Source organism: Klebsiella sp. K47 (genome assembly GCF_051858335.1).
GTDB classification, from domain to species: domain Bacteria; phylum Pseudomonadota; class Gammaproteobacteria; order Enterobacterales; family Enterobacteriaceae; genus Klebsiella; species Klebsiella pneumoniae.
Genome location: NZ_JBPYUI010000002.1, coordinates 234,761 through 258,949, shown reverse-complemented (window position 1 = coordinate 258,949; position 24,189 = coordinate 234,761). Strand labels below are relative to the sequence as shown.

General features: G+C 56.3%; 22 protein-coding genes. 12 read left to right on the top strand and 10 right to left on the bottom strand.

Going from position 1 to position 24,189, the window contains the following annotated elements; genetic code table 11:
- The 3 genes from aaeA (at position 1) to RRF55_RS03050 (ending at position 3,261) form a co-directional block, all read left to right on the top strand.
- On the top strand, positions 1-933 hold the full coding sequence (aaeA, locus tag RRF55_RS03060) for a p-hydroxybenzoic acid efflux pump subunit AaeA (RefSeq protein WP_002918639.1): 933 nt from the start codon (positions 1-3) through the stop codon (positions 931-933).
- Positions 934-938: 5 nt separating this feature from the next.
- Positions 939-2,906 carry a p-hydroxybenzoic acid efflux pump subunit AaeB gene (aaeB, locus tag RRF55_RS03055; protein WP_002918632.1) on the top strand — a complete coding sequence of 656 codons (1,968 nt, stop codon included), beginning with the start codon at positions 939-941 and terminating at the stop codon, positions 2,904-2,906.
- Between the two features lie 79 nt (positions 2,907-2,985).
- Positions 2,986-3,261, top strand: a complete 276-nt coding sequence (locus tag RRF55_RS03050) for a barstar family protein (RefSeq protein ID WP_002918629.1) — start codon at positions 2,986-2,988, stop codon at positions 3,259-3,261.
- 50 nt (positions 3,262-3,311) lie between these two features.
- Here the strand turns inward: RRF55_RS03050 and yhcN-B are convergent, their stop codons facing one another.
- From yhcN-B to argR, 3 genes are all read right to left on the bottom strand, one after another.
- Entirely contained in the window at positions 3,312-3,578 is a 267-nt protein-coding gene (gene yhcN-B / locus RRF55_RS03045; RefSeq protein ID WP_002918627.1) for a DUF1471 family stress response protein YhcN-B, read from the bottom strand.
- Between the two features lie 98 nt (positions 3,579-3,676).
- The gene (gene yhcN / locus RRF55_RS03040) at positions 3,677-3,940 is read right to left on the bottom strand and encodes a peroxide/acid stress response protein YhcN (protein ID WP_002918626.1); all 264 of its coding nucleotides are present in this window, start codon (positions 3,938-3,940) and stop codon (positions 3,677-3,679) included.
- 375 nt (positions 3,941-4,315) lie between these two features.
- The gene (gene argR, locus RRF55_RS03035) at positions 4,316-4,786 is read right to left on the bottom strand and encodes a transcriptional regulator ArgR (RefSeq protein WP_002918625.1); all 471 of its coding nucleotides are present in this window, start codon (positions 4,784-4,786) and stop codon (positions 4,316-4,318) included.
- A gap of 414 nt (positions 4,787-5,200) precedes the next feature.
- On the opposite strand from argR, the gene mdh reads away from it, so the two are divergent.
- The gene (mdh, locus tag RRF55_RS03030; protein ID WP_002918570.1) at positions 5,201-6,139 is read left to right on the top strand and encodes a malate dehydrogenase; all 939 of its coding nucleotides are present in this window, start codon (positions 5,201-5,203) and stop codon (positions 6,137-6,139) included.
- 136 nt (positions 6,140-6,275) lie between these two features.
- Here mdh and degS read toward each other — a convergent pair whose 3' ends face one another.
- The 3 genes from degS to zapG all read right to left on the bottom strand — a co-directional run bounded on the left by degS (position 6,276) and on the right by zapG (position 9,361).
- Positions 6,276-7,334, bottom strand: coding sequence for an outer membrane-stress sensor serine endopeptidase DegS (gene degS / locus RRF55_RS03025; protein WP_002918568.1), 1,059 nt, complete (start codon positions 7,332-7,334; stop codon positions 6,276-6,278).
- Between the two features lie 87 nt (positions 7,335-7,421).
- Positions 7,422-8,789 (bottom strand): serine endoprotease DegQ, encoded by a 1,368-nt coding sequence (gene degQ, locus RRF55_RS03020; protein WP_004174125.1) that lies wholly within the window; start codon positions 8,787-8,789, stop codon positions 7,422-7,424.
- A gap of 173 nt (positions 8,790-8,962) precedes the next feature.
- A complete protein-coding gene (gene zapG / locus RRF55_RS03015) occupies positions 8,963-9,361 on the bottom strand; it encodes a Z-ring associated protein ZapG (protein ID WP_002918565.1) in 399 nt (132 codons plus the stop codon).
- 190 nt (positions 9,362-9,551) lie between these two features.
- Here zapG and zapE point away from each other — a divergent pair, with 190 nt between their 5' ends.
- The 7 genes from zapE (at position 9,552) to RRF55_RS02980 (ending at position 14,058) form a co-directional block, all read left to right on the top strand.
- Positions 9,552-10,679, top strand: a complete 1,128-nt coding sequence (zapE, locus tag RRF55_RS03010; protein WP_004144945.1) for a cell division protein ZapE — start codon at positions 9,552-9,554, stop codon at positions 10,677-10,679.
- Positions 10,680-10,944: 265 nt separating this feature from the next.
- A complete protein-coding gene (gene rplM / locus RRF55_RS03005) occupies positions 10,945-11,373 on the top strand; it encodes a 50S ribosomal protein L13 (RefSeq protein WP_002918559.1) in 429 nt (142 codons plus the stop codon).
- Positions 11,374-11,388: 15 nt separating this feature from the next.
- Positions 11,389-11,781, top strand: a complete 393-nt coding sequence (gene rpsI / locus RRF55_RS03000) for a 30S ribosomal protein S9 (RefSeq protein WP_000829818.1) — start codon at positions 11,389-11,391, stop codon at positions 11,779-11,781.
- 57 nt (positions 11,782-11,838) lie between these two features.
- Positions 11,839-12,123 (top strand): hypothetical protein, encoded by a 285-nt coding sequence (locus tag RRF55_RS02995; RefSeq protein WP_135801240.1) that lies wholly within the window; start codon positions 11,839-11,841, stop codon positions 12,121-12,123.
- Positions 12,093-12,731, top strand: a complete 639-nt coding sequence (gene sspA, locus RRF55_RS02990) for a stringent starvation protein SspA (RefSeq protein ID WP_002918467.1) — start codon at positions 12,093-12,095, stop codon at positions 12,729-12,731. Before RRF55_RS02995 ends, sspA begins: the two co-directional genes overlap by 31 nt.
- Before the next feature lie 3 nt (positions 12,732-12,734).
- Positions 12,735-13,229 carry a ClpXP protease specificity-enhancing factor gene (sspB, locus tag RRF55_RS02985; protein WP_002918465.1) on the top strand — a complete coding sequence of 165 codons (495 nt, stop codon included), beginning with the start codon at positions 12,735-12,737 and terminating at the stop codon, positions 13,227-13,229.
- Positions 13,230-13,353: 124 nt separating this feature from the next.
- Positions 13,354-14,058: an N-acetylmannosamine-6-phosphate 2-epimerase gene (locus RRF55_RS02980; protein ID WP_004185859.1), complete on the top strand. Its 705-nt coding sequence runs from the start codon at positions 13,354-13,356 to the stop codon at positions 14,056-14,058.
- A gap of 54 nt (positions 14,059-14,112) precedes the next feature.
- Here RRF55_RS02980 and RRF55_RS02975 read toward each other — a convergent pair whose 3' ends face one another.
- Positions 14,113-15,531: a glutamate synthase small subunit gene (locus tag RRF55_RS02975; RefSeq protein ID WP_002918461.1), complete on the bottom strand. Its 1,419-nt coding sequence runs from the start codon at positions 15,529-15,531 to the stop codon at positions 14,113-14,115.
- Positions 15,532-15,540: 9 nt separating this feature from the next.
- The gene (gene gltB, locus RRF55_RS02970) at positions 15,541-20,001 is read right to left on the bottom strand and encodes a glutamate synthase large subunit (protein WP_002918458.1); all 4,461 of its coding nucleotides are present in this window, start codon (positions 19,999-20,001) and stop codon (positions 15,541-15,543) included.
- A gap of 673 nt (positions 20,002-20,674) precedes the next feature.
- Between gltB and RRF55_RS02965 the strand changes: the two genes are divergently transcribed.
- Positions 20,675-21,607 (top strand): TIGR01212 family radical SAM protein, encoded by a 933-nt coding sequence (locus RRF55_RS02965; protein WP_002918455.1) that lies wholly within the window; start codon positions 20,675-20,677, stop codon positions 21,605-21,607.
- A 51-nt stretch (positions 21,608-21,658) separates the two neighbouring features.
- On the opposite strand, the gene RRF55_RS02960 is transcribed toward RRF55_RS02965, so the two are convergent.
- Positions 21,659-22,942: an MFS transporter gene (locus tag RRF55_RS02960; protein ID WP_002918453.1), complete on the bottom strand. Its 1,284-nt coding sequence runs from the start codon at positions 22,940-22,942 to the stop codon at positions 21,659-21,661.
- A gap of 85 nt (positions 22,943-23,027) precedes the next feature.
- A complete protein-coding gene (locus RRF55_RS02955) occupies positions 23,028-24,044 on the bottom strand; it encodes a Zn-dependent oxidoreductase (protein WP_002918451.1) in 1,017 nt (338 codons plus the stop codon).
- Positions 24,045-24,189 lie beyond the last annotated feature (145 nt).

Here is a 24,189-nt window from a genome sequence, read left to right as displayed (position 1 = left end):
GTGAAAACACTAACAAGAAATATCCTCCGTACTGCCATTACCGTGATACTGGTCATTCTGGCCTTCGTGGCGATTTTCCGCGCCTGGGTTTATTACACCGCCTCGCCGTGGACGCGTGATGCGCGCTTTAGCGCCGACATTGTGGCGATTGCCCCCGACGTCTCCGGGCTGATTTCTCAGGTAAACGTCAAGGATAACCAACTGGTTAAGAAAGACCAGGTATTGTTCGTTATTGACCAACCTCGTTACCAAAAAGCGCTGGCGCAGGCGGAAGCTGATGTCGCCTATTATCAGACGTTAGCTCAGGAAAAACGCGTCGAAGCCGGTCGGCGTAATAAGCTTGGCGTACAGGCGATGTCGCGGGAAGAGATTGATCAGGCGAACAACGTACTGCAAACCGTTGAACATCAGCTGGCGAAAGCGGTGGCTAGTCGCGACCTGGCCAGGCTAGATCTGGAGCGGACGGTCATTCGCGCCCCTGCGGATGGCTGGGTGACTAACCTTAACGTCTACACTGGGGAATTTATCACCCGTGGCTCCACGGCGGTGGCGCTGGTGAAAGAGAATACGTTTTACGTCATGGCCTATCTGGAAGAGACCAAACTGGAGGGCGTCCGTCCAGGCTATCGTGCGGAGATTACCCCGCTGGGCAGCAGCAAAACCATTAAAGGGACGGTGGACAGTATCGCTGCGGGGGTGACCAACGCCAGCAGCAGCAGCGACTCGAAAGGGATGGCCTCGGTCGACTCCAACCTTGAGTGGGTGCGTCTGGCGCAGCGTGTGCCGGTGCGTATTCGCCTCGATCACCAGCAGGGGAATCTGTGGCCATCGGGCACCACGGCGACGGTAGTGATCACCGGTCAAGAAGATCGTGATACCAGCCAGGCCAACTTCTTCCAGAAACTGGCTATGCGCCTGCGCGAATTTGGTTAATCGCTATGGGGACATATACCATTGCTCCCCGGCATCTCCGCTTTGCCATTAAGCTTGCATGCGCGGTGGTGCTGGCGCTGTTTGTCGGTTTCCATTTTCAGCTCGAAACGCCGCGCTGGGCGGTACTGACGGCAGCGATCGTCGCCGCCGGGCCGGCCTTTGCTGCTGGCGGCGAACCGTACTCCGGCGCGATCCGCTATCGCGGTATGTTGCGTATTGCCGGGACCTTTATTGGCTGTATTGCGGCGCTGGTTATCATCATCCTGATGATCCGCGCGCCTCTGTTGATGATGCTGGTCTGCTGTCTGTGGGCCGGTTTTTGTACCTGGGTTTCGTCGCTGGTCAAGGTCGAAAACTCCTATGCCTGGGGGCTGGCCGGGTACACCGCGCTGATTATCATTATTACCATCCATACCAATCCGATGCTGGCGCCGCAGTTTGCTGTCGAACGCTGCAGCGAAATTGTCATCGGTATTGTCAGCGCCATCGTCGCCGATCTCCTGTTTTCGCCGCGTTCGATTAAAAAAGAGATCGACCTCGAGCTCGATAATCTGCTAATTGCACAGTATAAGCTGATGCAGTTATGCGTCGCGCACGGTGAAAAAGAGGAAGTGGATCAAGCCTGGGGAGCGCTGGTACGCCGCACTACGGCGCTGGAAGGTATGCGTAGTAACCTGATTATGGAATCCTCACGCTGGGCAAAGGCCAATCAGCGCCTGAAGGCGATCAACACCCTTTCGCTAACCCTTATCACCCAGGCTTGCGAAACCTATCTGATTCAGAACTCACGCCCGGAAATGGTCACGGACGACTATCGCGAGCTGTTCGCCGAGCCGGTTGAGACGGTGCAGGATGTTCACCAGCAGCTGAAGCGCATGCGCCGCTTCCTGACCTGGAAAGGCGAGCATAATACCCCGGTCACGATTTATAGCTGGGTGGGCGCCGCCACGCGTTATCTGCTGCTTAAGCGCGGCGTGGTGGGGAATACTAAAATCAGCCGTATCGAGGATGGCGTGTTGCGCGGCGAAACGGTGGTTAAAGTGGAGTCCGCCGAACGTCATCACGCGATGGTGAACTTCTGGCGCACCTCTGTCTCCTGTATTCTCGGAACGCTATTCTGGCTGTGGACGGGCTGGACCTCAGGCAGCGGCGCGATGGTAATGATCGCCGTGGTTACCGCGCTGGCGATGCGCCTGCCAAACCCGCGTATGGTGGCGATAGACTTCCTCTATGGCACCCTGGCGGCGTTACCGTTGGGCACCTTGTACTTCCTGGTGATCATGCCGGCGACGCAGCAGAGCATGCTGTTGCTTTGCATCAGCCTGGCGGCGATGGCGTTCTTTATCGGGATCGAAGTGCAGAAAAGGCGTCTCGGATCGTTGGGGGCGCTGGCGAGCACCATCAACATTCTGGTGCTGGATAATCCGATGCAGTTCCAGTTCAGCCAGTTCCTCGATAGCGCGCTGGGGCAGATCGTCGGCTGTTTCCTCGCTCTGATGGTTATTCTTATTGTCAGGGATAACTCCCGGGCCAGAACCGGTCGGGTGCTGCTGAACCAGTTTGTCTCCGCGGCGGTCTCTTCGCTGACCACCAACTCGGCGCGTCGCAAAGAGAATCATCTGCCCGCGCTCTATCAGCAGCTGTTTTTATTACTCAATAAATTCCCAGGTGACGTCGCCCGTTTCCGTCTGGCCTTGACGTTAATCATCGCCCATCAGCGCTTGCGCGATGCGCCCGTGCCGGTGAACGACGATCTCTCCGCCTTCCATCGTCAGCTGCGACGTACCGCGGACCATGTGATCTCCGCCGGCAGCGATGATAAGCGTCGGCGCTATTTTACCCAGCTGCTGGCGGAGCTTGATGTCTATCAGGAGAAGCTGCGGGTCTGGGAGGCCTCGCCGCAGGTTACCGAGCCGGTACGGCGACTGGTTGAGATGTTGCATAAGTACCAGCATGTGCTGACCAGCAGCTAACCCATAAACCGACGCCCAGGCGTCGGTTTTTTTATCGCTATACTTAACGGCGACAGAAAGAGAAGCGGGAGGGGCTGTCATGACCACCTATACGTTTGATTTTGACGAAATCGCCGAACAACAGGATTTCTACCGGGAGTTTTCCCGAACCTTCGAGCTGGCTCAGGATAAGGTCAACAACCTGGATTCGCTATGGGACGCAGTGACCGGTGGCCTGCTACCGCTGCCGCTGGATATTGAGTTCATCCATTTAAATGACAAGCAGCGCCGGCGCTTTGGCGCATTGATTTTATTGTTTGATGAAGCAGAGGAAGAGCTGGAGGGGGAGTTGCGTTTTAATGCCCGACAAGCATAAAAAAGCCCCCGGCAGGCGGGGGCAAGTCGTCGAAATAAGACGACGAGGGTTTATTTGTACAGCTCAGCGGTGGCGTGCCAGCTATCGCCGGTACGTGCTTCAATAATACGGTAGCTGCTGGCGCCTTCTTTCTCGGCTTTAGCCGCCAGTTCCTGACGCATGTCCATTGGCGCACTACCTACCTGGGATACGGAGATGGTGCCCATGGATTGCAGATTTTGGGCTTGTTCTGCGTTCACTTGCTGGACAGCCGCGCTGGCACCGAAAGAGAGAAGGGAAGCCAGGCCAAGGGATGCGATGATCATTGCGCGTTTCATAATCTTTACTCCAGTCTTTGTTTTGCCGCGGCGGGGCGATGTATGTCGCCGGGCCGCGGTAGAGAATTTTTGTCAGGTTAATCGTTGACGTCTAAAACTTATTTATACAGCTCAGCAGTGGCATGCCAGTGGTCGCCAGTGCGGGCTTCAATAATGCGGTAAGAAGAAGCCCCTTCTTCCTGCGCTTTTTTGTTCAGCATTTCATGCATATCCATCGGGGAAGATGCTACCGCGCCGACGGAAACCGTGCCGATGGCCTCGCGGCCCTGGGCCTGCTCGCTGTTGATAATATCAGCGGCGAAAGCGCCAAACGACACGACGGACAGGATGCTGATAGCAGCTACAGTGGTTTTGATTTTCATGATGTTCACCTCGTCGAATCTTTTTGTTGGGGGTCTTTGTTTCGTGACCCTCATCACAAAACCAAGTATACACTAATCACCAAAAATATTAATACCATGCTAATTGTTTTGTGCGTTAATAGTTACAATAGATTGCGCTTTTTATAACGGATAAGAATTAAAAATGACACGTTAGCGACAGCGATAAGATTTATTTCTAATAAATTCATAAAGGTATACGAATTTGATCTTTTGTGCGTTTTACGATTTTCGCGTTAGTAAAAGAACGTATAGACGGCGTAAATGACACTAAGTGTTAAATAGTTGTTGTGCCGGAAGGGGGGAGAGGCAAAAGAAAAGGGAGTCGCCCTCTGACGGTAGCCAGAGGGGAATTACTCAGAGTTCCTGCTCAAACAGAACCAGAATGGCGTCGTGCAGATCTTTCACCGTAAAACCGCGCGCAGGCGTGGTAAAGATGGTGTCATCCCCGGCGATACTGCCAAGAATGCCTTCCGCTTTGCCCAGCGAGTCGAGAAGACGGGCGATCAGCTGCGCGGCGCCGGGGCTGGTATGAATCACCACTACGGCATCGTTATAGTCGATATCCAGCACCAAATTCTTCAGCGGGCTGGAGGTGGTCGGTACCCCAAGCTCGGCAGGCAAGCAATAGACCATTTCCATTTTGGCGTTACGGGTACGTACCGCGCCAAATTTGGTGAGCATGCGGGAAACCTTCGATTGGTTGATATTCTCGAAGCCCTCTTCCTGCAGCGCCTGGACGATCTCTCCCTGCGAGCTGAATTTCTCTTCTTTAAGCAGCGCTTTAAACGCTTTAACCAGTTCTTCTTGTTTTGCCGAACTTCGCATAAGTCACCCAGATTATGGTGGTAAAATCAACATCATTATGCATAACCATGAATTTTTATGCAAATAATCCGCGAAAGGATAGGCCAATAATGTTATGAAGGGGGCATATTTTAGCAAAAAAACCGTATAAGGAACATGTTCTCATCACAACGCTTAAAGCCATGTAAAAGTAAATGAAATGTTATTGAGTTGGTGTTGTTTTGCGCAACTGGCTGGGTGTATTGTAACCAATAGTCGATCCGGTACTTCGCTTTGCTGGATGGTCAGTCAGGAAGCATAAAGTGCGCCGCTGTTCTATTGCTACGCACAATAATGCATTCTTCAGCCATAATCATTGTAATTGTTCATCTTGTGAATTAAGGTCCAGGCGACGGAATAACGAAAGACTAAATTAACCATAATAAGGAGTTTAGGATGAAAGTTGCAGTCCTTGGCGCTGCCGGTGGTATCGGCCAGGCGCTTGCCCTACTACTTAAGACCCAACTGCCTTCAGGTTCAGAGCTCTCGTTGTACGACATCGCTCCGGTTACGCCGGGCGTGGCGGTAGATCTAAGTCATATCCCCACAGATGTAAAAATTAAAGGATTTTCCGGTGAAGACGCTACTCCGGCGCTGGAAGGCGCGGATGTAGTGCTGATCTCCGCGGGCGTGGCGCGTAAGCCCGGCATGGATCGTTCCGACCTGTTTAATGTGAATGCGGGTATCGTGAAGAACCTCGTGCAGCAGATTGCCAAAACCTGCCCGCAGGCCTGCATCGGCATTATCACCAACCCGGTGAATACCACCGTGGCTATCGCCGCCGAAGTACTGAAAAAAGCCGGCGTGTACGATAAAAACAAACTGTTCGGCGTTACCACGCTGGACATCATCCGTTCCAATACCTTTGTGGCGGAGCTGAAAGGTAAATCGGCAACCGAGGTGGAAGTCCCGGTCATTGGTGGTCACTCCGGGGTCACCATTCTGCCTTTACTGTCGCAGATCCCCGGCGTCAGCTTTAGCGATCAGGAAATTGCCGACCTGACTAAACGTATTCAGAACGCCGGTACTGAAGTCGTGGAAGCGAAAGCGGGCGGCGGGTCGGCGACCTTGTCGATGGGCCAGGCGGCTGCCCGTTTTGGTCTCTCTCTGGTTCGCGCCATGCAGGGGGAAAAAGGCGTGGTGGAGTGCGCCTACGTGGAAGGCGACGGCCACTATGCGCGTTTCTTCTCCCAGCCGCTGCTGCTGGGGAAAAACGGCGTGGAAGAGCGACAGTCTATCGGCAAACTCAGCGCCTTTGAACAGCAGGCGCTGGAGGGCATGCTGGACACCCTGAAGAAAGATATCGCGCTCGGCGAAGACTTCGTCAACAAGTAATCTCGCCCTAACAGAAGAGCCGGAACCGCTGTTCCGGCTTTTTATTGTCCAGCATTCATGGAAACCGGGTTTCTGGTCAGATTCCCGGCCGGTCCGGTATTTAGCGATTAACGTGGCTCCCCAAACGGGGAGCCGTTTAGTTGGTGGCCGGGTATTCCTGGACGGCGATATGGAGCGTGATTTTCTTATCATCACGCATGATGACCACCGGAATTTCCGATCCCGGGCGGATCTCGGCCACCTGATCCATCGTCTCCAGTGCCGAGACGGCGGGTTTGTCATTCACGGAGATGATTACGTCGTTGGCGCGGATCCCGGCTTGCGCCGCTGGACCGTCCGGGGCGACATCGTTAACGACGATCCCCTGAATCTGATCGATCCCTCCGCCCTGCGCGTGCAGCGGGGCGATCTCCCGGCCGCTAATGCCGATATAGCCGCGGATCACCCGGCCATCGCGGATCAGTTTATCCATAATTTTGGTCGCTAACTGGAACGGGATCGCAAAGCCAATGCCTTCCGGCGTTTCGCCGTCATTGCTCTTGTCAAAGGAGAGGGTGTTAATCCCCATCAGCTCGCCGAGAGAGTTCACCAGCGCCCCGCCGGAGTTACCGTGGTTGATCGAGGCGTCAGTCTGCAGGAAGTTCTGGCGGCCGGTCGGATTGAGGCCAATGCGCCCTGTGGCGCTGATAATCCCCTGGGTGATGGTCTGCCCCAGGTTATAAGGGTTGCCAATCGCCAGCACCACGTCGCCGATGTGCGGCGTGCGTTTCGGATTGATCGGGATCACCGGCAGCCCGCCGGTAGCATTGATCTTGAGCACGGCGAGATCGGTGAGGGAATCGGATCCTACCAGCAGCGCTTCGAAGACGCGGCCGTCCTGCAGGGCGACGATAATCTGATCGGCATCGTTGATAACATGCTTGTTGGTCAGGATATAGCCGCGCTGATCCATAATCACCCCTGAGCCAAGCGTCAGCTGATTATGGCTGGTGCTGTTCAGGGCGCGGTTATAGACGTTCACCACGGCGGGCGCCGCGCGGCGCACCGCGGCGTTATAGCTCGCCGGGGAGTCGTCTGCCGTATCGTTCTGGGTAGTCGGCGCCAACTGCCACTGGCGCAGCGAGGGCATCAGGGCCAGCAGCAGACCCCCGACAAGCAAACCGATGAGTACTGAACGTAATAACTTTCCAGGCATGATGCAGATATCGTTAATGAATGGTCAGGCGCAGCATAGCATGAGTTGTCCGGACATCGCACATGGCGGCGATGCCCGGAGAGACAATCAGCGCAGCAGCAGATAGATGCTTTCGTTGCCGCGGATCACGTTCAGGGCGATGACCGGCGGTTTGCCTTCGAGCGCTTTGCGCAGTTCGGCAATCGAGTGAATACGCTGCCGGTTAAGGCCAATGATAATGTCATCTTTATGTAGGCCGACCTGGGCGGCGGCGCTGCCTTTATCCACATTATCGATCACCACTCCTTTGGTGCCATCTTTCATCTGGCCGTCGCTGAACGAGGCCCCCTGCAGCGCCGGGATAATCAGTTCCGCGCTGGCGGTTGAGGAGGTGCTCTTATCCAGGGTCACTTCGACATCGACCGGCTTTCCGTCGCGCAGCAGGCCCAGTTTGACCTTGGTACCCGGCTCGGTGGTGGCGATCCGCGAACGCAGTTCGGCGAAACTGTTCAGCGGTTTGCCGTTCAGACTCACGATGACGTCCCCGGATTTAATCCCCGCTTTGGCGGAGCCGGAGTTTGGCAGGACTTCACTGACGAAGGCGCCGCGCTGAACGTTGAGATTCATCGCTTTGGCGATGTCGGCGCTCATTTCCATGCCTTTAATGCCCAACAGGCCGCGCTTGATTTCGCCAAACTGAATAAGCTGGTCGGCGAGGGTTTTCGCCATATTGCTTGGAATGGCAAAGCCGATGCCGATGCTGCCGCCGCCCGGCGCGAGGATCGCGGTGTTGATCCCGATAAGCTCGCCGTTGAGGTTCAGCAGCGCGCCGCCGGAATTGCCGCGGTTAATCGAGGCGTCGGTCTGAATGAAATTCTCCAGCCCTTCAAGGTTCAAGCCGCTGCGGCCAAGGGCAGAGATAATGCCGGATGTGGCGGTCTGGCCAAGGCCGAACGGGTTGCCGACGGCGACGGCGAAGTCGCCGACGCGAAGTTTATCAGAGTCAGCAATGGCGATTTGCGTCAGGTGGTCTGGCTTAATCAGCTGCAGCAGAGCGATATCGCTCTGTTCATCGCTCCCGACCAGTTTGGCATCGAACTCACGGCCATCGTTCAGCTGGACGCTGATCTTCTGCGCCTGATTGATGACGTGGTTATTGGTCAGCACATAGCCTTTCGCCGCGTCGATGATAACGCCGGAGCCGAGCCCTTCAAACGGCTGCGCCTGCTCCTGCGGGGCGTTATCGCCAAAATATTTTTTCAGCTCTTCCGGCATATTGAGCGTCGGCGAGGCAGTGCCTTCCACCTGTACGCTAACCACCGCCGGCAGAACCTTTTCCAGCATCGGCGCCAGGCTTGGTAACGCGCCCTGGCCGGGCACCTGAGTCGGTAAGGATGCCGCTGCCGGAGGCAGGACCGACAACGATAACCCAATGCTTAACGCTAACGCACTCAACAGCAAAGTCTGTTTCTTCATTAGATGCTGGCTCTCGTAACCTGAGGTGTATGGAAAAATGTCCTGAATAACCTGATGTTATTGAATTTTTGCACAGGTAACAACGTGGGGACTGGTTTAAATTGTAGCCGGGAAGTGGGGGAAGGAGCGGGCGCGACGGGCGCGCCCGGAGAATATTTTAATCGCAGCGAGGCTTAATCGCGTTTTGCGCCTCCGCGCAGTAAACCGGATGCGCCCTCGGAGTAGTCGCGCGGCATCTGGACCGGCGCCTGATCGTTGCTGGCTTCAGACTCTTCCAGACGGTTGCGGAACGGGTTGGCGTCTGCCATCGAGTCCGGCAGCAGGTTGTTAGAGCTTTTCGCCATATGCTGATATAGCTGACGATAGTCGTGCGCCATGTTATCCAGCAGTTCGGCGCTACGCGCAAAGTGGCTCACCAGCTCTTCACGGTACTCTTCAAGCTCGGCTTTATTCTTTTCCAGTTCGTACTGCAGCGCCTGCTGTTGGCGCAGTTTGCGGTTGCCGAAACGCATGGCGACGGCACCAATGATGATACCGACGACTAACCCAATTAGCGCGTATTCCCAGGTCATGAACATCTCCCGTTGTATTGTGGTTCCGTAGGGTGGCTCTTAGGCTCTCCGCCTGCGCCCGATAGTGCCACTATAACCGCTAATTCCACAGAAGTGGAATCCTGGCGTATCATCGCGTAGTGTAGAACGGCCTTTTTTTCGTCAATCGTGAGCTTCGGCATTACGGTTTTCAAGGAATAACAATTAGATCATGCAAAGCCTGTCTCCAACATCGCGTTACCTTTTAGCCCTGAAAGAGGGCAGCCATCAACCCGACGACGTCCAGCAAGAAGCGGTGAGCCGCCTTGATACCATTTACCAGGAACTGCAGACGCAGCCCGCGCCGGTCGCGTCAGGCGGCGGTTTGCGCGCGAAATTCGGCAAACTGCTGGGTAAGCGCGAGCCGGCTGCCGGGACGGCACCTGTCCGCGGCCTGTATATGTGGGGCGGCGTGGGGCGAGGCAAAACCTGGCTGATGGACCTGTTTTACCAGAGCCTGCCGGGCGAGCGTAAACAGCGCCTGCATTTCCATCGTTTCATGCTGCGCGTACACGAAGAGCTGACCACCCTGCAGGGACATAGCGACCCGCTGGAGATCGTCGCCGACCGCTTTAAAGCGGAAACCGACGTGCTCTGTTTCGACGAGTTTTTTGTCTCCGATATTACCGACGCCATGCTGTTGGGCGGGCTGATGAAAGCCCTGTTCGCCCGCGGCATCACCCTGGTGGCGACCTCCAATATTCCGCCGGATGAACTCTATCGCAATGGCCTGCAGCGGGCCCGTTTTCTGCCGGCGATCGACGCCATCAAGCAGCATTGCGATATTATGAACGTCGATGCCGGCATCGATTATCGACTGCGTACCCTGACGCAGGCGCACCTGTGGCTGTCGCCGCTGAATAACGACACCCGCGAACAGATGGATAAATTGTGGCTCGCGCTGGCGGGCGCGCCGCGCGCTGCCGGGCCGACGCTGGAGATTAACCATCGCGAGCTGCCTACCCTCGGCGTAGAAAACCAGACGCTGGCGGCGTCATTCGCCACGCTATGCGTGGATGCGCGCAGCCAGCATGACTATATCGCGCTCTCCCGACTGTTCCATACGGTGATGCTGTTCGACGTGCCGGTGATGACCGCGCAGCTGGAGAGCGAGGCCCGCCGCTTTATCGCTCTGGTGGATGAGTTCTACGAGCGCCATGTAAAGCTGGTGGTCAGCGCGGCAGTGCCGCTGTACGACATTTACCAGGGCGAGCGGCTGAAGTTTGAGTTCCAGCGCTGTCTCTCGCGTCTGCAGGAGATGCAGAGCGAAGAGTACCTCAAACGTCCGCATATGCCCTGACAGGGGACTTTTTCAGGCGGATTCAGGGCCGCAAGGCCGCCCCGGGCGCGGCCTGAAAAATCTCATAAAGGGGTCGATCTTTGACCCCGACTTCTCTATAATCTTGCGACCCCACGTTACGAGAAGGTTTTTTTCCCGAAACTTTCTATGCGCCGGCATAGGCTATTCGAAGGGGTAGGTTTGCTGGACAATGTCGTGTGAACCTCAACTGACTAAACGTTTGGGTGTTCACCAACGTGTAACTTATTATTTGGGTAAGCTTTTAATGAAAACTTTTACAGCTAAACCAGAAACCGTAAAACGCGACTGGTATGTTGTTGACGCGACCGGTAAAACTCTGGGCCGTCTGGCTACTGAACTGGCTCGTCGCCTGCGCGGTAAGCACAAAGCGGAATACACTCCGCACGTTGATACCGGTGATTACATCATCGTTCTGAACGCAGAAAAAGTTGCTGTTACCGGCAACAAGCGCGAAGACAAAATGTACTACCACCACACCGGCCACATCGGTGGTATCAAAGAAGCGACCTTTGAAGAGATGATTGCCCGCCGTCCTGAGCGTGTGATTGAAATCGCGGTTAAAGGCATGCTGCCAAAAGGCCCGCTGGGTCGTGCTATGTACCGTAAACTGAAAGTTTACGCGGGTAACGAGCACAACCACGCGGCACAGCAACCGCAAGTTCTTGACATCTAATCGGGATTATAGGCAATGGCTGAAAATCAATACTACGGCACTGGTCGCCGCAAAAGTTCCGCAGCTCGCGTTTTCATCAAACCGGGCAACGGTAAAATCGTTATCAACCAGCGTTCTCTGGAACAGTACTTCGGTCGTGAAACTGCCCGCATGGTAGTTCGTCAGCCGCTGGAACTGGTCGACATGGTTGAGAAACTGGATCTGTACATCACTGTTAAAGGTGGTGGTATCTCTGGTCAGGCTGGTGCGATCCGTCACGGTATCACCCGCGCTCTGATGGAGTACGACGAGTCCCTGCGTTCCGAACTGCGTAAAGCTGGCTTCGTTACTCGTGACGCTCGTCAGGTTGAACGTAAGAAAGTCGGTCTGCGTAAAGCACGTCGTCGTCCGCAGTTCTCCAAACGTTAATTGTTTTCTGCTCACGCAGAACAATTTGCGAAAAAACCCGCTTCGGCGGGTTTTTTTATGGATAAAACGGCTGTTATCCACAAGCATAGCGCCGGTTCTCGCCACTTTTTCAGCATTTCCAGAATCCCCTCACCACAACGTCTTCAAAATCTGGTAAACTATCATCCAATTTTCTGCCCAAATGCTGGTGATTGTTCATTTTTTGTTTTATTCGTGAACGAAGGTGACATCGCGCTAATGGGGTTTTTACATCTGGCTGGTCATGAGTGGCCGGCAGCAGTACAAAATTCTGAATATACCTGGAGGTTTTCATGGCTGTCGCTGCCAACAAACGTTCGGTAATGACGCTGTTTTCTGGTCCTACTGACATCTATAGCCATCAGGTCCGCATTGTGCTGGCCGAGAAGGGTGTCAGTTTTGAGATAGAGCACGTGGAGAAGGATAACCCGCCTCAGGATCTGATTGACCTCAACCCGAATCAAAGCGTACCGACGCTGGTGGATCGTGAGCTCACTCTGTGGGAATCCCGCATCATTATGGAGTATCTGGATGAGCGTTTCCCGCACCCGCCGTTAATGCCGGTTTATCCGGTGGCGCGTGGTGAAAGCCGCCTGTATATGCAACGTATCGAGAAGGACTGGTATTCGCTGATGAACACCATCCAGAGCGGTACCGCAGCGCAAGCTGATGCTGCGCGTAAGCAGCTGCGTGAAGAATTGCTGGCCATCGCGCCGGTCTTCACCCAGAAACCTTACTTCCTGAGCGATGAGTTCAGCCTGGTGGACTGCTACCTGGCGCCGCTGCTGTGGCGTCTGCCGGTTCTTGGTGTGGAGCTGGTTGGCGCTGGTGCGAAAGAGCTCAAAGGCTATATGACTCGCGTATTTGAGCGTGATTCCTTCCTCGCTTCTTTAACTGAAGCCGAGCGTGAAATGCGCCTCGGTCGGGGCTAAATAATGGATGTATCACAGCTGACGCCGCGTCGCCCGTATCTGTTACGGGCGTTTTATGACTGGCTGCTGGATAACCAGCTGACGCCGCACCTGGTGGTGGATGTGACGCTGCCGGGCGTGCTCGTGCCGATGGAGTACGCGCGCGATGGGCAAATCGTTCTCAATATTGCCCCGCGTGCGGTAGGCAATCTCGAGCTGGCGAACGACGAAGTGCGCTTCAACGCGCGCTTTGGCGGGGTACCACGCAACGTGTCTGTCCCGCTGGCTGCGGTACTCGCCATCTACGCCCGTGAGAACGGCGCTGGTACGATGTTCGAACCGGAAGCGGCCTATGACGAAGACGTCAGCAGCCTCAACGATGATGACGTCGCGCCGGAGAGTGAAAGCGAAACGGTGATGTCGGTGATCGATGGCGATAAGCCGGATAATCACGACGACGATCCTGACGACACGCCGCCGCCGCGCGGTGGTCGCCCGGCGCTGCGCGTGGTGAAGTAAATCCCTTCTCTGACAGGCCCTGCGGGGCCTGTTTTTTTGTCTGTCCGCTTTGTTAACTCTGCCACAAACGAGGCGTCCCATGGCTGGTATCGTCATCGCCACAGGTAGTTTTTAGGGAGCAGACATGTCTTTACTCGCACAACTGGACCAGCGTATCCGTCATCATGGCGGATTAATTGTCTCCTGCCAGCCGGTGCCGGGCAGTCCGCTGGATAATCCCGCTATCGTCGCGGCAATGGCGCTGGCGGCTGAGCAGGCGGGAGCGGTAGCGCTGCGCATCGAAGGCCTGGCCAACCTGCAGGCCGTTCGTCCGTTAGTGACAGTGCCCGTTATTGGGTTGATCAAACGCGATTTGCCCGATAGCCCGGTGCGTATTACGCCATGGCTGGAAGATATCGACGCGCTGGCGCAGGGCGGAGCGGATATTATTGCTATTGACGGCACCCAGCGTCAGCGTCCGGCGTCAGTGTCGGCGCTATTAGCAGAAATTCATCGGCTGGGGAAAGTGGCGATGGCCGATTGCTCATCTCTCGACGATGCTCTCGAGTGCTGGCAGTTGGGGGCTGAGATTGTCGGCACGACTCTCTCCGGCTATACCGCAGAAGAGACGCCGGATGAGCCGGATCTGGCGCTGGTGCAATGCCTGAGCGCGGCGGGCTGCAGAGTGATTGCCGAAGGGCGCTATAACACGCCTGCCCAGGCGGCGGAGGCGATGCGCTGCGGCGCGTGGGCGGTGACCGTCGGCTCGGCGATTACCCGCCTGGAGCATATCTGCGGCTGGTATAATACGGCGCTGAAAGCGGCGGTTTGCCCGGCGAATGAGCAATAAAAAAGCCCGATGACGTTAACCATCGGGCTTTTATGCGTGAGGTTCCGGACCTAATCAGACTTCAAGGTAGTTGAGGATCCCGTCCGCCGCTTTACGGCCTTCGGCAATCGCGGTGACCACCAGATCGGAACCGCGAACGATATCGCCACCGGCGAAGATTTTCGGGTTGCTGGTCTGGAAGGCGTTTTCGCTGCCTTCCGGGGCGATAATACGGCCCTGGGAGTCCAGTTCGACGCTGTGCTTCGCCAGCCACTCCATGCTGTGCGGACGGAAGCCAAACGCCATGACTACGGCGTCAGCCGGCACCACGTGCTCAGAGCCGGGGACGATCTCCGCGCGGCGGCGGCCCTTCGCATCCGGCTGGCCCATTTCGGTGCGCGCCATCTTCACGCCGCAAACCTTACCGTTGGCATTCACTTCCACGCCCAGCGGCTGGACGTTAAACTGGAACTCAACGCCTTCTTCGCGCGCGTTTTTCACTTCGCGTTTTGAGCCGGGCATGTTCTCTTCGTCACGGCGATAGGCGCAGATCACGTGCGCCGCATTCTGACGGACGGAGGTGCGTACGCAGTCCATCGCGGTATCGCCACCGCCGAGCACCACCACGCGTTTGCCTTCCATGCTGACATAGGGCTCATCGGCGGTTTCACCAAAGCCCATGATCTGCTTAGTGTTAGCGATCAGGAACGGCAGCGCGTCGTAAACACCCGGAGCGTCTTCGTTGTCCAGTCCACCGCGCATAGACTGATAGGTCCCGACGCCGAGGAACACCGCATCGTACTCCTTCAGCAGGTCGTCGAGCTGCACGTCGCGGCCCACTTCGGTATTGAGTTTGAACTCAATGCCCATGCCGGTGAAGATCTCCCGGCGGCGGGTCATCACCTCTTTTTCCAGCTTGAACGCCGGGATACCGAAGGTCAGCAAGCCGCCGATTTCCGGATGGCGGTCAAATACCACCGCCTTGACGCCGTTACGGGTCAGCACGTCGGCGCAGGCGAGGCCCGCCGGGCCAGCGCCGATGATCGCGACGGTTTTACCGGTCGGCTTCACGTCGGAGAGATCCGGACGCCAGCCCATCTCGAATGCCTTATCGTTGATATAGCGTTCGATGTTGCCGATGGTCACCGCGCCGAACTCATCGTTCAGCGTACAGGAGCCTTCACACAGGCGGTCCTGCGGGCAGACGCGCCCGCAGACTTCCGGCAGAGTGTTGGTTTGATGCGACAGCTCGGCCGCTTCAAAAATACGCCCCTCGTTGGCCAGCTTCAGCCAGTTCGGGATGTAGTTATGCACCGGGCACTTCCATTCGCAGTACGGGTTGCCACAGGAGAGGCAGCGATCCGCCTGCGCCTTGGCCTGGCCTTCTGAAAACGGCTCGTAAATTTCCACAAACTCAATTTTACGGATCTTCAGCGGTTTCTTTGGCGGATCAACGCGCTGCAGGTCGATAAATTGATAAACGTTCTGACTCATCTTAACCCCTTACTGCGCCTGCACCCGCAGCTCAGCTGCGGAACGACTACGGTGACCCAACAGTGCTTTAACATCGCTGGACTTTGGTTTAACCAGCGCAAACTTCGCGGAGAAGGCCGGCCAGTTGGCGAGGATCTCTTCGCCGCGTTGCGAACCGGTAAGCTGTACGTGCTCGGTGATTAAACCGCGCAGGTGCTCTTCATGGATGGCCAGAGAATCAACGTCCAGCACTTCCACCAGCTCCGGGTTCACGCGTTTGCGGAAGTCGCCATCTTCATCCAGGACATAGGCAAAGCCGCCGGTCATCCCTGCGCCAAAGTTGACGCCGGTTTTTCCGAGCACGCAGACGATGCCGCCGGTCATATATTCGCAGCCGTTGTCGCCGATGCCTTCCACCACGGTGATGGCGCCGGAGTTACGCACGGCGAAACGCTCGCCCGCGCGGCCTGCGGCGTACAGACGACCACCGGTCGCGCCGTACAGGCAGGTGTTGCCGATAATACTGGCTTCATGGCTGCGGAACGCAGAGCCCACCGGCGGACGAATGGCCAGCAGACCGCCCGCCATGCCTTTCCCGACGTAGTCGTTGGCGTCGCCAGTCAGATGCAGTTCCACGCCGCCGGCGTTCCACACGCCGAAGCTCTGGCCCGCGGTGCCGCTAAAGTGAGCGACGATCGGGTCGCCCGCCAGTCCCTGGTCGCCATGGGTCTGGGCGATATACCCGGACAGCGAGGCCCCCACGGAGCGGTCGGTGTTACGGATATCAAACCAGAACGTCTTGCTCTGCTTTTCATCCACGTACGGTTTCGCCTGCTGCAGCAGCTGGGCGTTGAGCACGCCGTTATCGAACGGTGGGTTGTTCTCGGTGCAGTACAGCGCTTTGCCCGGATGCGGCTCTGCGGTCTCCAGCAGTTTACCCAGATCCAGTTTCTGCTGCTTGGCGGTGAACCCATCCAGCTCTTTGAGCAGATCGGTGCGGCCAATCAGATCCACCAGACGCTTGACGCCCAGCTGGGCCATCAGCTCGCGGGTCTCACGGGCGATAAATTCAAAGTAGTTGGTCACTTTGAACGGCAGACCGTGATAGTGATTCTTACGCAGTTTGTCATCCTGGGTCGCCACGCCGGTAGCGCAGTTGTTCAGGTGGCAAATACGCAGGTATTTACAGCCCAGCGCGACCATCGGGCCGGTACCGAAACCGAAGCTCTCCGCGCCGAGGATCGCCGCTTTGATGATATCAAGACCGGTTTTCAGGCCGCCATCCACCTGCAGACGGATCTTATGACGCAGACCGTTGGCAACCAGCGCCTGCTGGGTTTCCACCAGGCCGAGCTCCCACGGACAGCCGGCATATTTCACCGAAGAGAGCGGGCTCGCCCCGGTGCCGCCGTCGTAGCCGGCGATGGTGATCAGGTCGGCATAGGCTTTGGCCACGCCGGTGGCGATGGTGCCAACGCCCGGCTCAGAAACCAGTTTGACCGAAATCATCGCTTTCGGATTGACCTGCTTGAGGTCGAAAATCAGCTGCGCCAGATCCTCGATAGAGTAGATATCGTGGTGCGGCGGCGGGGAAATCAGCGTGACGCCCGGTACCGAATAGCGCAGTTTGGCGATGTACGGGGTGACTTTATCACCCGGCAGCTGGCCACCTTCACCCGGTTTCGCCCCCTGGGCGACTTTGATCTGGATGACGTCGGCATTGACCAGGTAGGCTGGCGTGACGCCGAAGCGGCCGGAAGCGACCTGCTTGATGCGCGACACTTTATTAGTGCCGTAGCGCGCCGGGTCTTCACCGCCTTCACCGGAGTTGGAGAAGCCGCCGATGCTGTTCATCGCTTCCGCCAGCGACTCGTGCGCTTCCGGGCTCAGGGCGCCGATCGACATCGCCGCGGTATCGAAGCGTTTAAACAGCTCCTTCGCCGGCTCTACTTCGTCGATGCTGATGGCGTCTTCGCCTGGGTTGAGCGCCAGCAGGTCGCGCAGCGTGGCCGCTGGACGTTCGTTAACCAGTTTCGCGTATTGTTGATAATCGCTGTATTCGCCGCTCTGCACGGCCTGCTGCAGGGTGCGCACCACGTCCGGGTTGTAGGCATGATATTCGCCGCCGTGCACATATTTCAGCAAACCGCCCTGGGCCAGTGGCTTACGCGCCAGCCAGGCGCGTTTCGACAGATTCAGCAGATCCTGCTGGAAGTCGTCGAAGCTGGCGCCGCCGATGCGGCTGACCACGCCCTGGAAGCAGAGCTCGGAGACATCGCGATGCAGACCGACCGCTTCGAACAGCTTCGAGCAGCGGTAGGAGGCGATGGTCGAGATCCCCATCTTGGACATGATCTTATACAGACCTTTATTGATACCGTTGCGATAGTTCAGCATCACCGCACGGTACGGTTTATCGATGGCTTTGCTGTCGACCAGCTTCGCCAGCGTTTCGTAGGCGAGGTATGGATAGATAGCCGTCGCCCCAAAGCCGAGCAGCACGGCGAAGTGGTGCGGATCGCGGGCGCTGGCGGTTTCAACGATGATGTTGGCATCGCAGCGCAGGCTTTTATCGACCAGACGGGTCTGGATCGCGCCAACGGCCATCGGCGCCGGTACCGGCAGACGGTCTTTGGCGATGTTGCGGTCAGAGAGCACCAGCAGCACGGTGCCGTCGCGCACCATTTGCTCCGCTTTATCGCACAGCGCTTTCACCGTCTCGCTGAGGGAGGCCTCTGCCGGGTTGAACGTGATATCGAGGACGTCGGCGCGATAGTGCTCTTCTTCCATCGTCGTCAGCTGTTTAAAATCGGAGTACAGCAGGATCGGCGATTTGAAGCTCAGACGATGCGCCTGGCCTTCCGCTTCGCAGAAGACGTTCATTTCGCGGCCGATGCTGGTAGCCAGCGACATGACGTGCGCTTCGCGCAGCGGGTCGATCGGCGGGTTAGTCACCTGGGCGAACTGCTGACGGAAGTAATCGTAGATAATGCGCGGCTGGCTGGAGAGCACGGCGAAAGGCGTGTCATCGCCCATCGAACCGACTGCTTCCTGGCCATTTTCGCCGAGCACGCGCAGGACGGAGTCCAGCTCTTCCGCGCTGTAGTTAAACTGTTTCTGGTAGCTGGCGAGCGTGTCGTCATCCAGCTGGCGACTGCCAACCTCTTCGTCCGGCAGATCTTCGAACGGCACCAGGCGACGAACGTTTTTCTCCATCCACTCTTTATACGGGTGGCGGCTCTTCAGATCGTCATCGGTTTCCGCTGAGTGCAGAATGCGTCCGGCACGGGTATCGATAACCATCAGCTCGCCCGGGCCCACGCGGCCTTTCTCGACCACTTCGTCAGGCTGGTAATCCCAGATGCCGACTTCGGAGGCGCAGGTGATGAGCTTATCTTTGGTAATGACGTAGCGCGCCGGGCGCAGACCGTTACGGTCGAGGTTACAGGCCGCGTAGCGGCCATCGGACATGACGATGCCCGCCGGGCCGTCCCACGGCTCCATATGCATGGAGTTAAAGTCGAAGAACGAACGCAGCTCCGGATCCATATCCGGGTTGTTCTGCCAGGCTGGTGGCACCAGCAGACGCATGGCGCGCACGATGTCCATCCCGCCGGCCAGCAGCAGCTCCAGCATGTTGTCCATGGAACTGGAGTCGGAGCCGGTTTCGTTAACGAACGGCGCGGCGTCGTGCAGGTCAGGGATCAGCGGGGTCTGGAACTTATAGGTACGGGCGCGGGCCCACTGGCGGTTGCCGGTAATGGTGTTAATTTCACCGTTGTGCGCCAGGTAGCGGAACGGCTGCGCCAACGGCCAGCGTGGTACGGTGTTGGTGGAGAAGCGCTGGTGGAACAGGCAGATAGCCGACTCCAGGCGCAGGTCCGCGAGGTCCAGGTAGAAGCGCGGCAAATCCGCCGGCATACACAGACCTTTATAGATGTTGACCAGATTGGACAAGCTACAAACGTAGAAATCTTTGTCTTCCTGCAGACGTTTTTCAATGCGACGACGCGCAATAAACAGACGGCGCTCCATATCGCGCGGGCGCCAGCCAGCCGGGGCGTTGACAAAGATTTGCTCAATACGGGGCAGCGAGGAGAGGGCGATTTCACCGAGCACGCCTTCGTTGGTCGGCACATCGCGCCAGCCGACAATCGACAGGGTCTCAAGCTGAAGTTCTTCTTCAACGATGCGGCGCGCCGCTTTAGCCAGCTCAGGATCTTTATTCAGGAACAGCATCCCAACGGCGTAGTTTTTGGCTAAACGCCAGCCGCGCTCTTCGGCAACGATGCGGAAGAAACGATCGGGTTTTTGCAGCAGCAGACCGCAACCGTCGCCGGTTTTACCATCGGCAAGGATTGCGCCACGGTGCTGCATGCGGGCCAGTGCGTGTATTGCGGTTCGCACTACCTTGTGGCTAGGTTCGCCTTCTATGTGGGCGATCAGGCCGAAACCACAGTTATCCCTCTCAAGGGATTTGTCGTACAACATATCAGTGAACCTCCCCAGGCTCTACGGACACCCTCCGATACCGATTGCGCACAGGCACAGAAAGAGCATGGCGACGGGGTTTACACCTCGCATTCGCCCTCTTTAAATCCTTTTCGCATCGGTACACAAGTTTGAGGACTTGCTGTTAAGAGGGAATCTCAATTACTGCATAAATATGATGAGCAGAGTGCTCATCCAGAAAGCTTCCAGCGGATTCCCAACTTATCGGGAATCCACACTTACGTCAAATGGCAATCTTATTAATACAAAAATGTGCTATACACAAGTTAACTAATTGTTATTAAAGAAAATAATGGCAATTTTTACGCTTTGAATACGCCTGCTGGTGGTGCGGCTAGTGTGATCTGTCTCACTGTGCACGCGGCTTTGCATTACCAATATGCGCTGAAATATATTTCATTATTAGCATATTTGACTGCAATATTTTTAACTACTGGACATTAATACCGTTTTTTACCAGAAAGCAGATTAGGGCAATGCGAAGATAAAATATAAGGAAAACTCATCACCTGGTGGTTGAATGAAATTGCAGTAATCTTGATTGTTTATGCAATAGGGTTGGTCGCCGCGCTGACGATTGATCCAGGTCATCGCCGTCGGTGACGAAAAGTGGCAGGCTTGGCCCCCTTTGTTGAGGGCGGTCTATCAGATTATGCAGTTACAGAAATTAGTCAATATGTTTGGTGGGGATCTTATGCGTCGCTATGGCGAAAAGGTCCATAAGCTAACGCTGCACGGCGGTTTTAGCTGCCCAAACCGCGACGGCACGCTGGGCCGCGGCGGTTGCACTTTCTGTAACGTGGCATCGTTTGCCGATGAGGCGCAGCAGCATCGCTCTATCGCCGAACAGCTCGCTCATCAGGCGCAGCTCGTCAACCGTGCGAAGCGCTATCTGGCCTATTTTCAGGCCTACACCAGCACCTTCGCTGAAGTGCAGGTGCTCCGTTCAATGTATCGTCAGGCCGTCAGTGCCGCAAATATCGTTGGCCTGTGCGTCGGCACCCGCCCGGACTGCGTTCCGCAGGCGGTCCTTGACCTGCTGAGTGAATACCATCAGCAAGGGTATGAGGTATGGCTGGAGCTGGGGCTGCAAACTGCTCATGACAAGACCCTGCATCGCATTAACCGTGGACACGATTTCGCCTGTTATCAGCGTACCGCGCGCCTGGCGCGAGAGCGGGGGCTGAAAGTCTGTGCGCATCTGATCGTCGGTCTGCCCGGAGAGAGCCAGGGGCATTGTCTGCAGACGCTGGAGCAGGTAGTGGCGACCGGCGTGGATGGGATCAAATTGCATCCACTGCATATTGTGAAAGGCAGCATTATGGCCAAAGCGTGGCAGGCCGGGCGTCTCGATGGCATTGAGCTGGAGGCGTATACCGTCACCGCTGGAGAGATGATCCGCCATACGCCGCCGGAGGTGATCTACCACCGTATTTCCGCCAGCGCCCGTCGGCCCACGCTGTTGGCGCCGCTGTGGTGTGAAAATCGCTGGACCGGCATGGTTGAACTGGATCGTTATCTGAATCAGCAGGGCGCTCAGGGCTCGGCGCTGGGCCGTAGCTGGGTTGCTCCCCAGGCTGAGTGAGAAGTACGAGCGTGATGTCCGGAACAATGCCGGACATCGCGCTCCTGCCATTTATGCCTGGCTGGCTTTCATCGTCACACGCGGAGTTTTGATCACGAACAGCACCAGCAGGGCGCCAAGCGCGGCGATAGTGCCGGCGAGTACGAAAGCGCTGTCAAATTTACCAGTAGACTGCACGATATAGCCGGTAACAATCGGCCCCACGATGCCGGAGACGCTGCCGATAAGATGGATAAAGCCGCTGGCGCCGCCGACGCGGGATTTATGCACCACGTCCTGGATAATCGCCCAGTAGATCGCCCCGGTTACATAGAGGAAAAAGATGGAGACCGACATCAGCAGAACGGCAGGCACGACGCTGCTGACGGTACCCGCCAGTCCCACGCAGATAGCGGCCATCAGCAGGCATACCACCAGCACAATTTTGCGCGACAGCAGCAGGCGCCCGGTGAGTTTAAAAATTTTATCGGAAATATAGCCCCCAAGCGCCAGACCGACAAAGCCGACTATCCATGGGATCATAGTGGTAAGGCTCATCTGTTTAATATCCAGATGGTGCTGTTGTACCAGATAGGACGGGAACCAGCTGAGAAAGAAAAACAGAATATAGTTGTAGCAGAAGAAGGCAAATGCCGTTACCAGAATAATTGGCTGTTTCAAATAATAACCCAGCGAGTGAGCTGTTTGATTTTCTATTGTTTCCAGCGCGACTTCTTCTTCTTTCATTTTATTAATCAGCTTAAGTTCTTCCTGGCTGACTTTTTTGTGCTTTTCGGGCGAATTAGCGGCAATGAAAAACCACGCTATCATCCATACAATACCGATAGCGAAAATAATCATAAAAGCCGGGCGCCAGCCGAATGCCAGGGCCAGGTAACCGACGATGGGGCCGGCGACCGCGCCGCCCAGCGGAGAGCCTGCGCTGAGAAAGCCGACGGCGGTAGCCGCTTGCTTTTTAGGAAACCAGCCGTTGATCATCTTGTTCGCCGATGCGCAGATCGGGCCTTCCGCCATCCCGAAAAGCACCCGCAGCACCAGCATGGAATAAAAGCCGGTGGCTACCGCGGTTAAGCCGCAAAACAGCGACCACAGACCGACCGCCAGGCCCATTACCAGCGTTGCGCCAAACTTATCCACGGCCAAACCGCCAATAAAATTAAATACCGCGTAGCCGAAGAAAAAGCTGCCGAAAATAATGCCGAATTGTTCAGCGTTAAGTGCAAGGTCCTTTTCAATCATCGGGACCGTAATGGATAATGCCACCCGGTCAAGATAATTTATCATATATACTAAAAATAATAACAGGACGATAATCCAGCGGATATTTTTTCCCATGATAACACCATGCTCATTATATTATTTATATCAGGCGCGGCGGATACGCAGATATCCGTCGGCCGTTATTCTATACGATGCCGGTTTAACCCAGCTGCAGCAGCACTTTGCAGCAGGTCTTACGGTCGTTAGCAAAAATCTCCATGGCCTCTTTCACCTGCTCCAGCGGCATACAATGGGTGATTAACGCCTCCGGACGAATAAGGCCTTTCTCCATCCAGTCGATGACCAGCGGAAAACGCCCGCTGTTCAGCCGGGAGGAGAAAATAGAAATTTCTTTACTGGTGATGCTTTGCTGAGTGAGGGTCGAGGCCTCGCCGGAGAAACCGAGTATACCGATGCGGGCGGCGGGGGAGGCGAGGAGAATGGCTTCCTGCAGGATCGCCGGGTGGCAGGCGGCATCAATGACCAGCGTGGGGGCAAGCTGCCGCTGCGCCAGCTGTTCCGCGAGCGGCTGGTCAGTGTTATCGAGCGTCAGATCGGCGCCGTTTTCCCGGGCCATCTGCAGACGTTCGGCAATGCGATCCACGACGATCACCTGCTTAACGCCATATACCCCCTTTAGCGCCTGAATGATTGTCAGCCCCATCGGGCCAGCGCCGTAAACCAGGGCAATATCTTGCGCCGTGGGCTGCAGCTGGGCGGTAATATTTGCCGCGATGGTAAAAGGCTCAACCATCGTTGCCTGACGGTCGCTGATAGCCTCGGGGATGCGCCAGGCATTTTTCGCCGGCACGCAGGCATAGTCGCTAAATCCCCCGTCGCGGTGAACTCCTATGACCTGGAGCTGCGTACAGACATTCGGCCTTCCTACCGAGCAAGGATAACAATGGCCGCAGCTGACAACGGGGTCCACCGCGACACGCTCGCCGATGCGTGCCGGAGATACCTGCTCGCCGACGGCGTCGATGATGCCATAGAATTCATGGCCGATGACGCGGGGATATTTCGCGAAAGGGTTGTGGCCGTGATAGATGTGTACATCGGAACCACAGATCCCGGCAAAAGCAATTTTCACCCGTACTTCATGGGCGCCCGGAACTGGAACCGGACGTGATTCAATGTTCAGTTGGCCTGGCTCTTTGACGACGACGCTTCTCATTTTGATTCCTTCCATTGTCTTTTTTCTGAACAAATTACGCTACTTTTATTACCATACAAGTATGCAAAAGATCATAATCAGGCCTGGATCACATTTGAGAAAGCTCGGCAGAAAAAGCCATAGCATGATTAATCTATTGAAATAA

Bases quoted from the DNA above. Each gene is read 5' to 3' on its own strand.
- aaeB (WP_002918632.1), top strand. From the start codon at position 939: ATGGGGACATATACCATTGCTCCCCGGCATCTCCGCTTTGCCATTAAG.
- RRF55_RS03050 (WP_002918629.1), top strand. From the start codon at position 2,986: ATGACCACCTATACGTTTGATTTTGACGAAATCGCCGAACAACAGGAT.
- yhcN-B (WP_002918627.1), bottom strand. From the start codon at position 3,578: ATGAAACGCGCAATGATCATCGCATCCCTTGGCCTGGCTTCCCTTCTC.
- yhcN (WP_002918626.1), bottom strand. From the start codon at position 3,940: ATGAAAATCAAAACCACTGTAGCTGCTATCAGCATCCTGTCCGTCGTG.
- argR (WP_002918625.1), bottom strand. From the start codon at position 4,786: ATGCGAAGTTCGGCAAAACAAGAAGAACTGGTTAAAGCGTTTAAAGCG.
- mdh (WP_002918570.1), top strand. From the start codon at position 5,201: ATGAAAGTTGCAGTCCTTGGCGCTGCCGGTGGTATCGGCCAGGCGCTT.
- degS (WP_002918568.1), bottom strand. From the start codon at position 7,334: ATGCCTGGAAAGTTATTACGTTCAGTACTCATCGGTTTGCTTGTCGGG.
- degQ (WP_004174125.1), bottom strand. From the start codon at position 8,789: ATGAAGAAACAGACTTTGCTGTTGAGTGCGTTAGCGTTAAGCATTGGG.
- zapG (WP_002918565.1), bottom strand. From the start codon at position 9,361: ATGACCTGGGAATACGCGCTAATTGGGTTAGTCGTCGGTATCATCATT.
- zapE (WP_004144945.1), top strand. From the start codon at position 9,552: ATGCAAAGCCTGTCTCCAACATCGCGTTACCTTTTAGCCCTGAAAGAG.
- rplM (WP_002918559.1), top strand. From the start codon at position 10,945: ATGAAAACTTTTACAGCTAAACCAGAAACCGTAAAACGCGACTGGTAT.
- rpsI (WP_000829818.1), top strand. From the start codon at position 11,389: ATGGCTGAAAATCAATACTACGGCACTGGTCGCCGCAAAAGTTCCGCA.
- RRF55_RS02995 (WP_135801240.1), top strand. From the start codon at position 11,839: ATGGATAAAACGGCTGTTATCCACAAGCATAGCGCCGGTTCTCGCCAC.
- sspA (WP_002918467.1), top strand. From the start codon at position 12,093: ATGGCTGTCGCTGCCAACAAACGTTCGGTAATGACGCTGTTTTCTGGT.
- sspB (WP_002918465.1), top strand. From the start codon at position 12,735: ATGGATGTATCACAGCTGACGCCGCGTCGCCCGTATCTGTTACGGGCG.
- RRF55_RS02980 (WP_004185859.1), top strand. From the start codon at position 13,354: ATGTCTTTACTCGCACAACTGGACCAGCGTATCCGTCATCATGGCGGA.
- RRF55_RS02975 (WP_002918461.1), bottom strand. From the start codon at position 15,531: ATGAGTCAGAACGTTTATCAATTTATCGACCTGCAGCGCGTTGATCCG.
- gltB (WP_002918458.1), bottom strand. From the start codon at position 20,001: ATGTTGTACGACAAATCCCTTGAGAGGGATAACTGTGGTTTCGGCCTG.
- RRF55_RS02965 (WP_002918455.1), top strand. From the start codon at position 20,675: ATGCAGTTACAGAAATTAGTCAATATGTTTGGTGGGGATCTTATGCGT.
- RRF55_RS02960 (WP_002918453.1), bottom strand. From the start codon at position 22,942: ATGGGAAAAAATATCCGCTGGATTATCGTCCTGTTATTATTTTTAGTA.
- RRF55_RS02955 (WP_002918451.1), bottom strand. From the start codon at position 24,044: ATGAGAAGCGTCGTCGTCAAAGAGCCAGGCCAACTGAACATTGAATCA.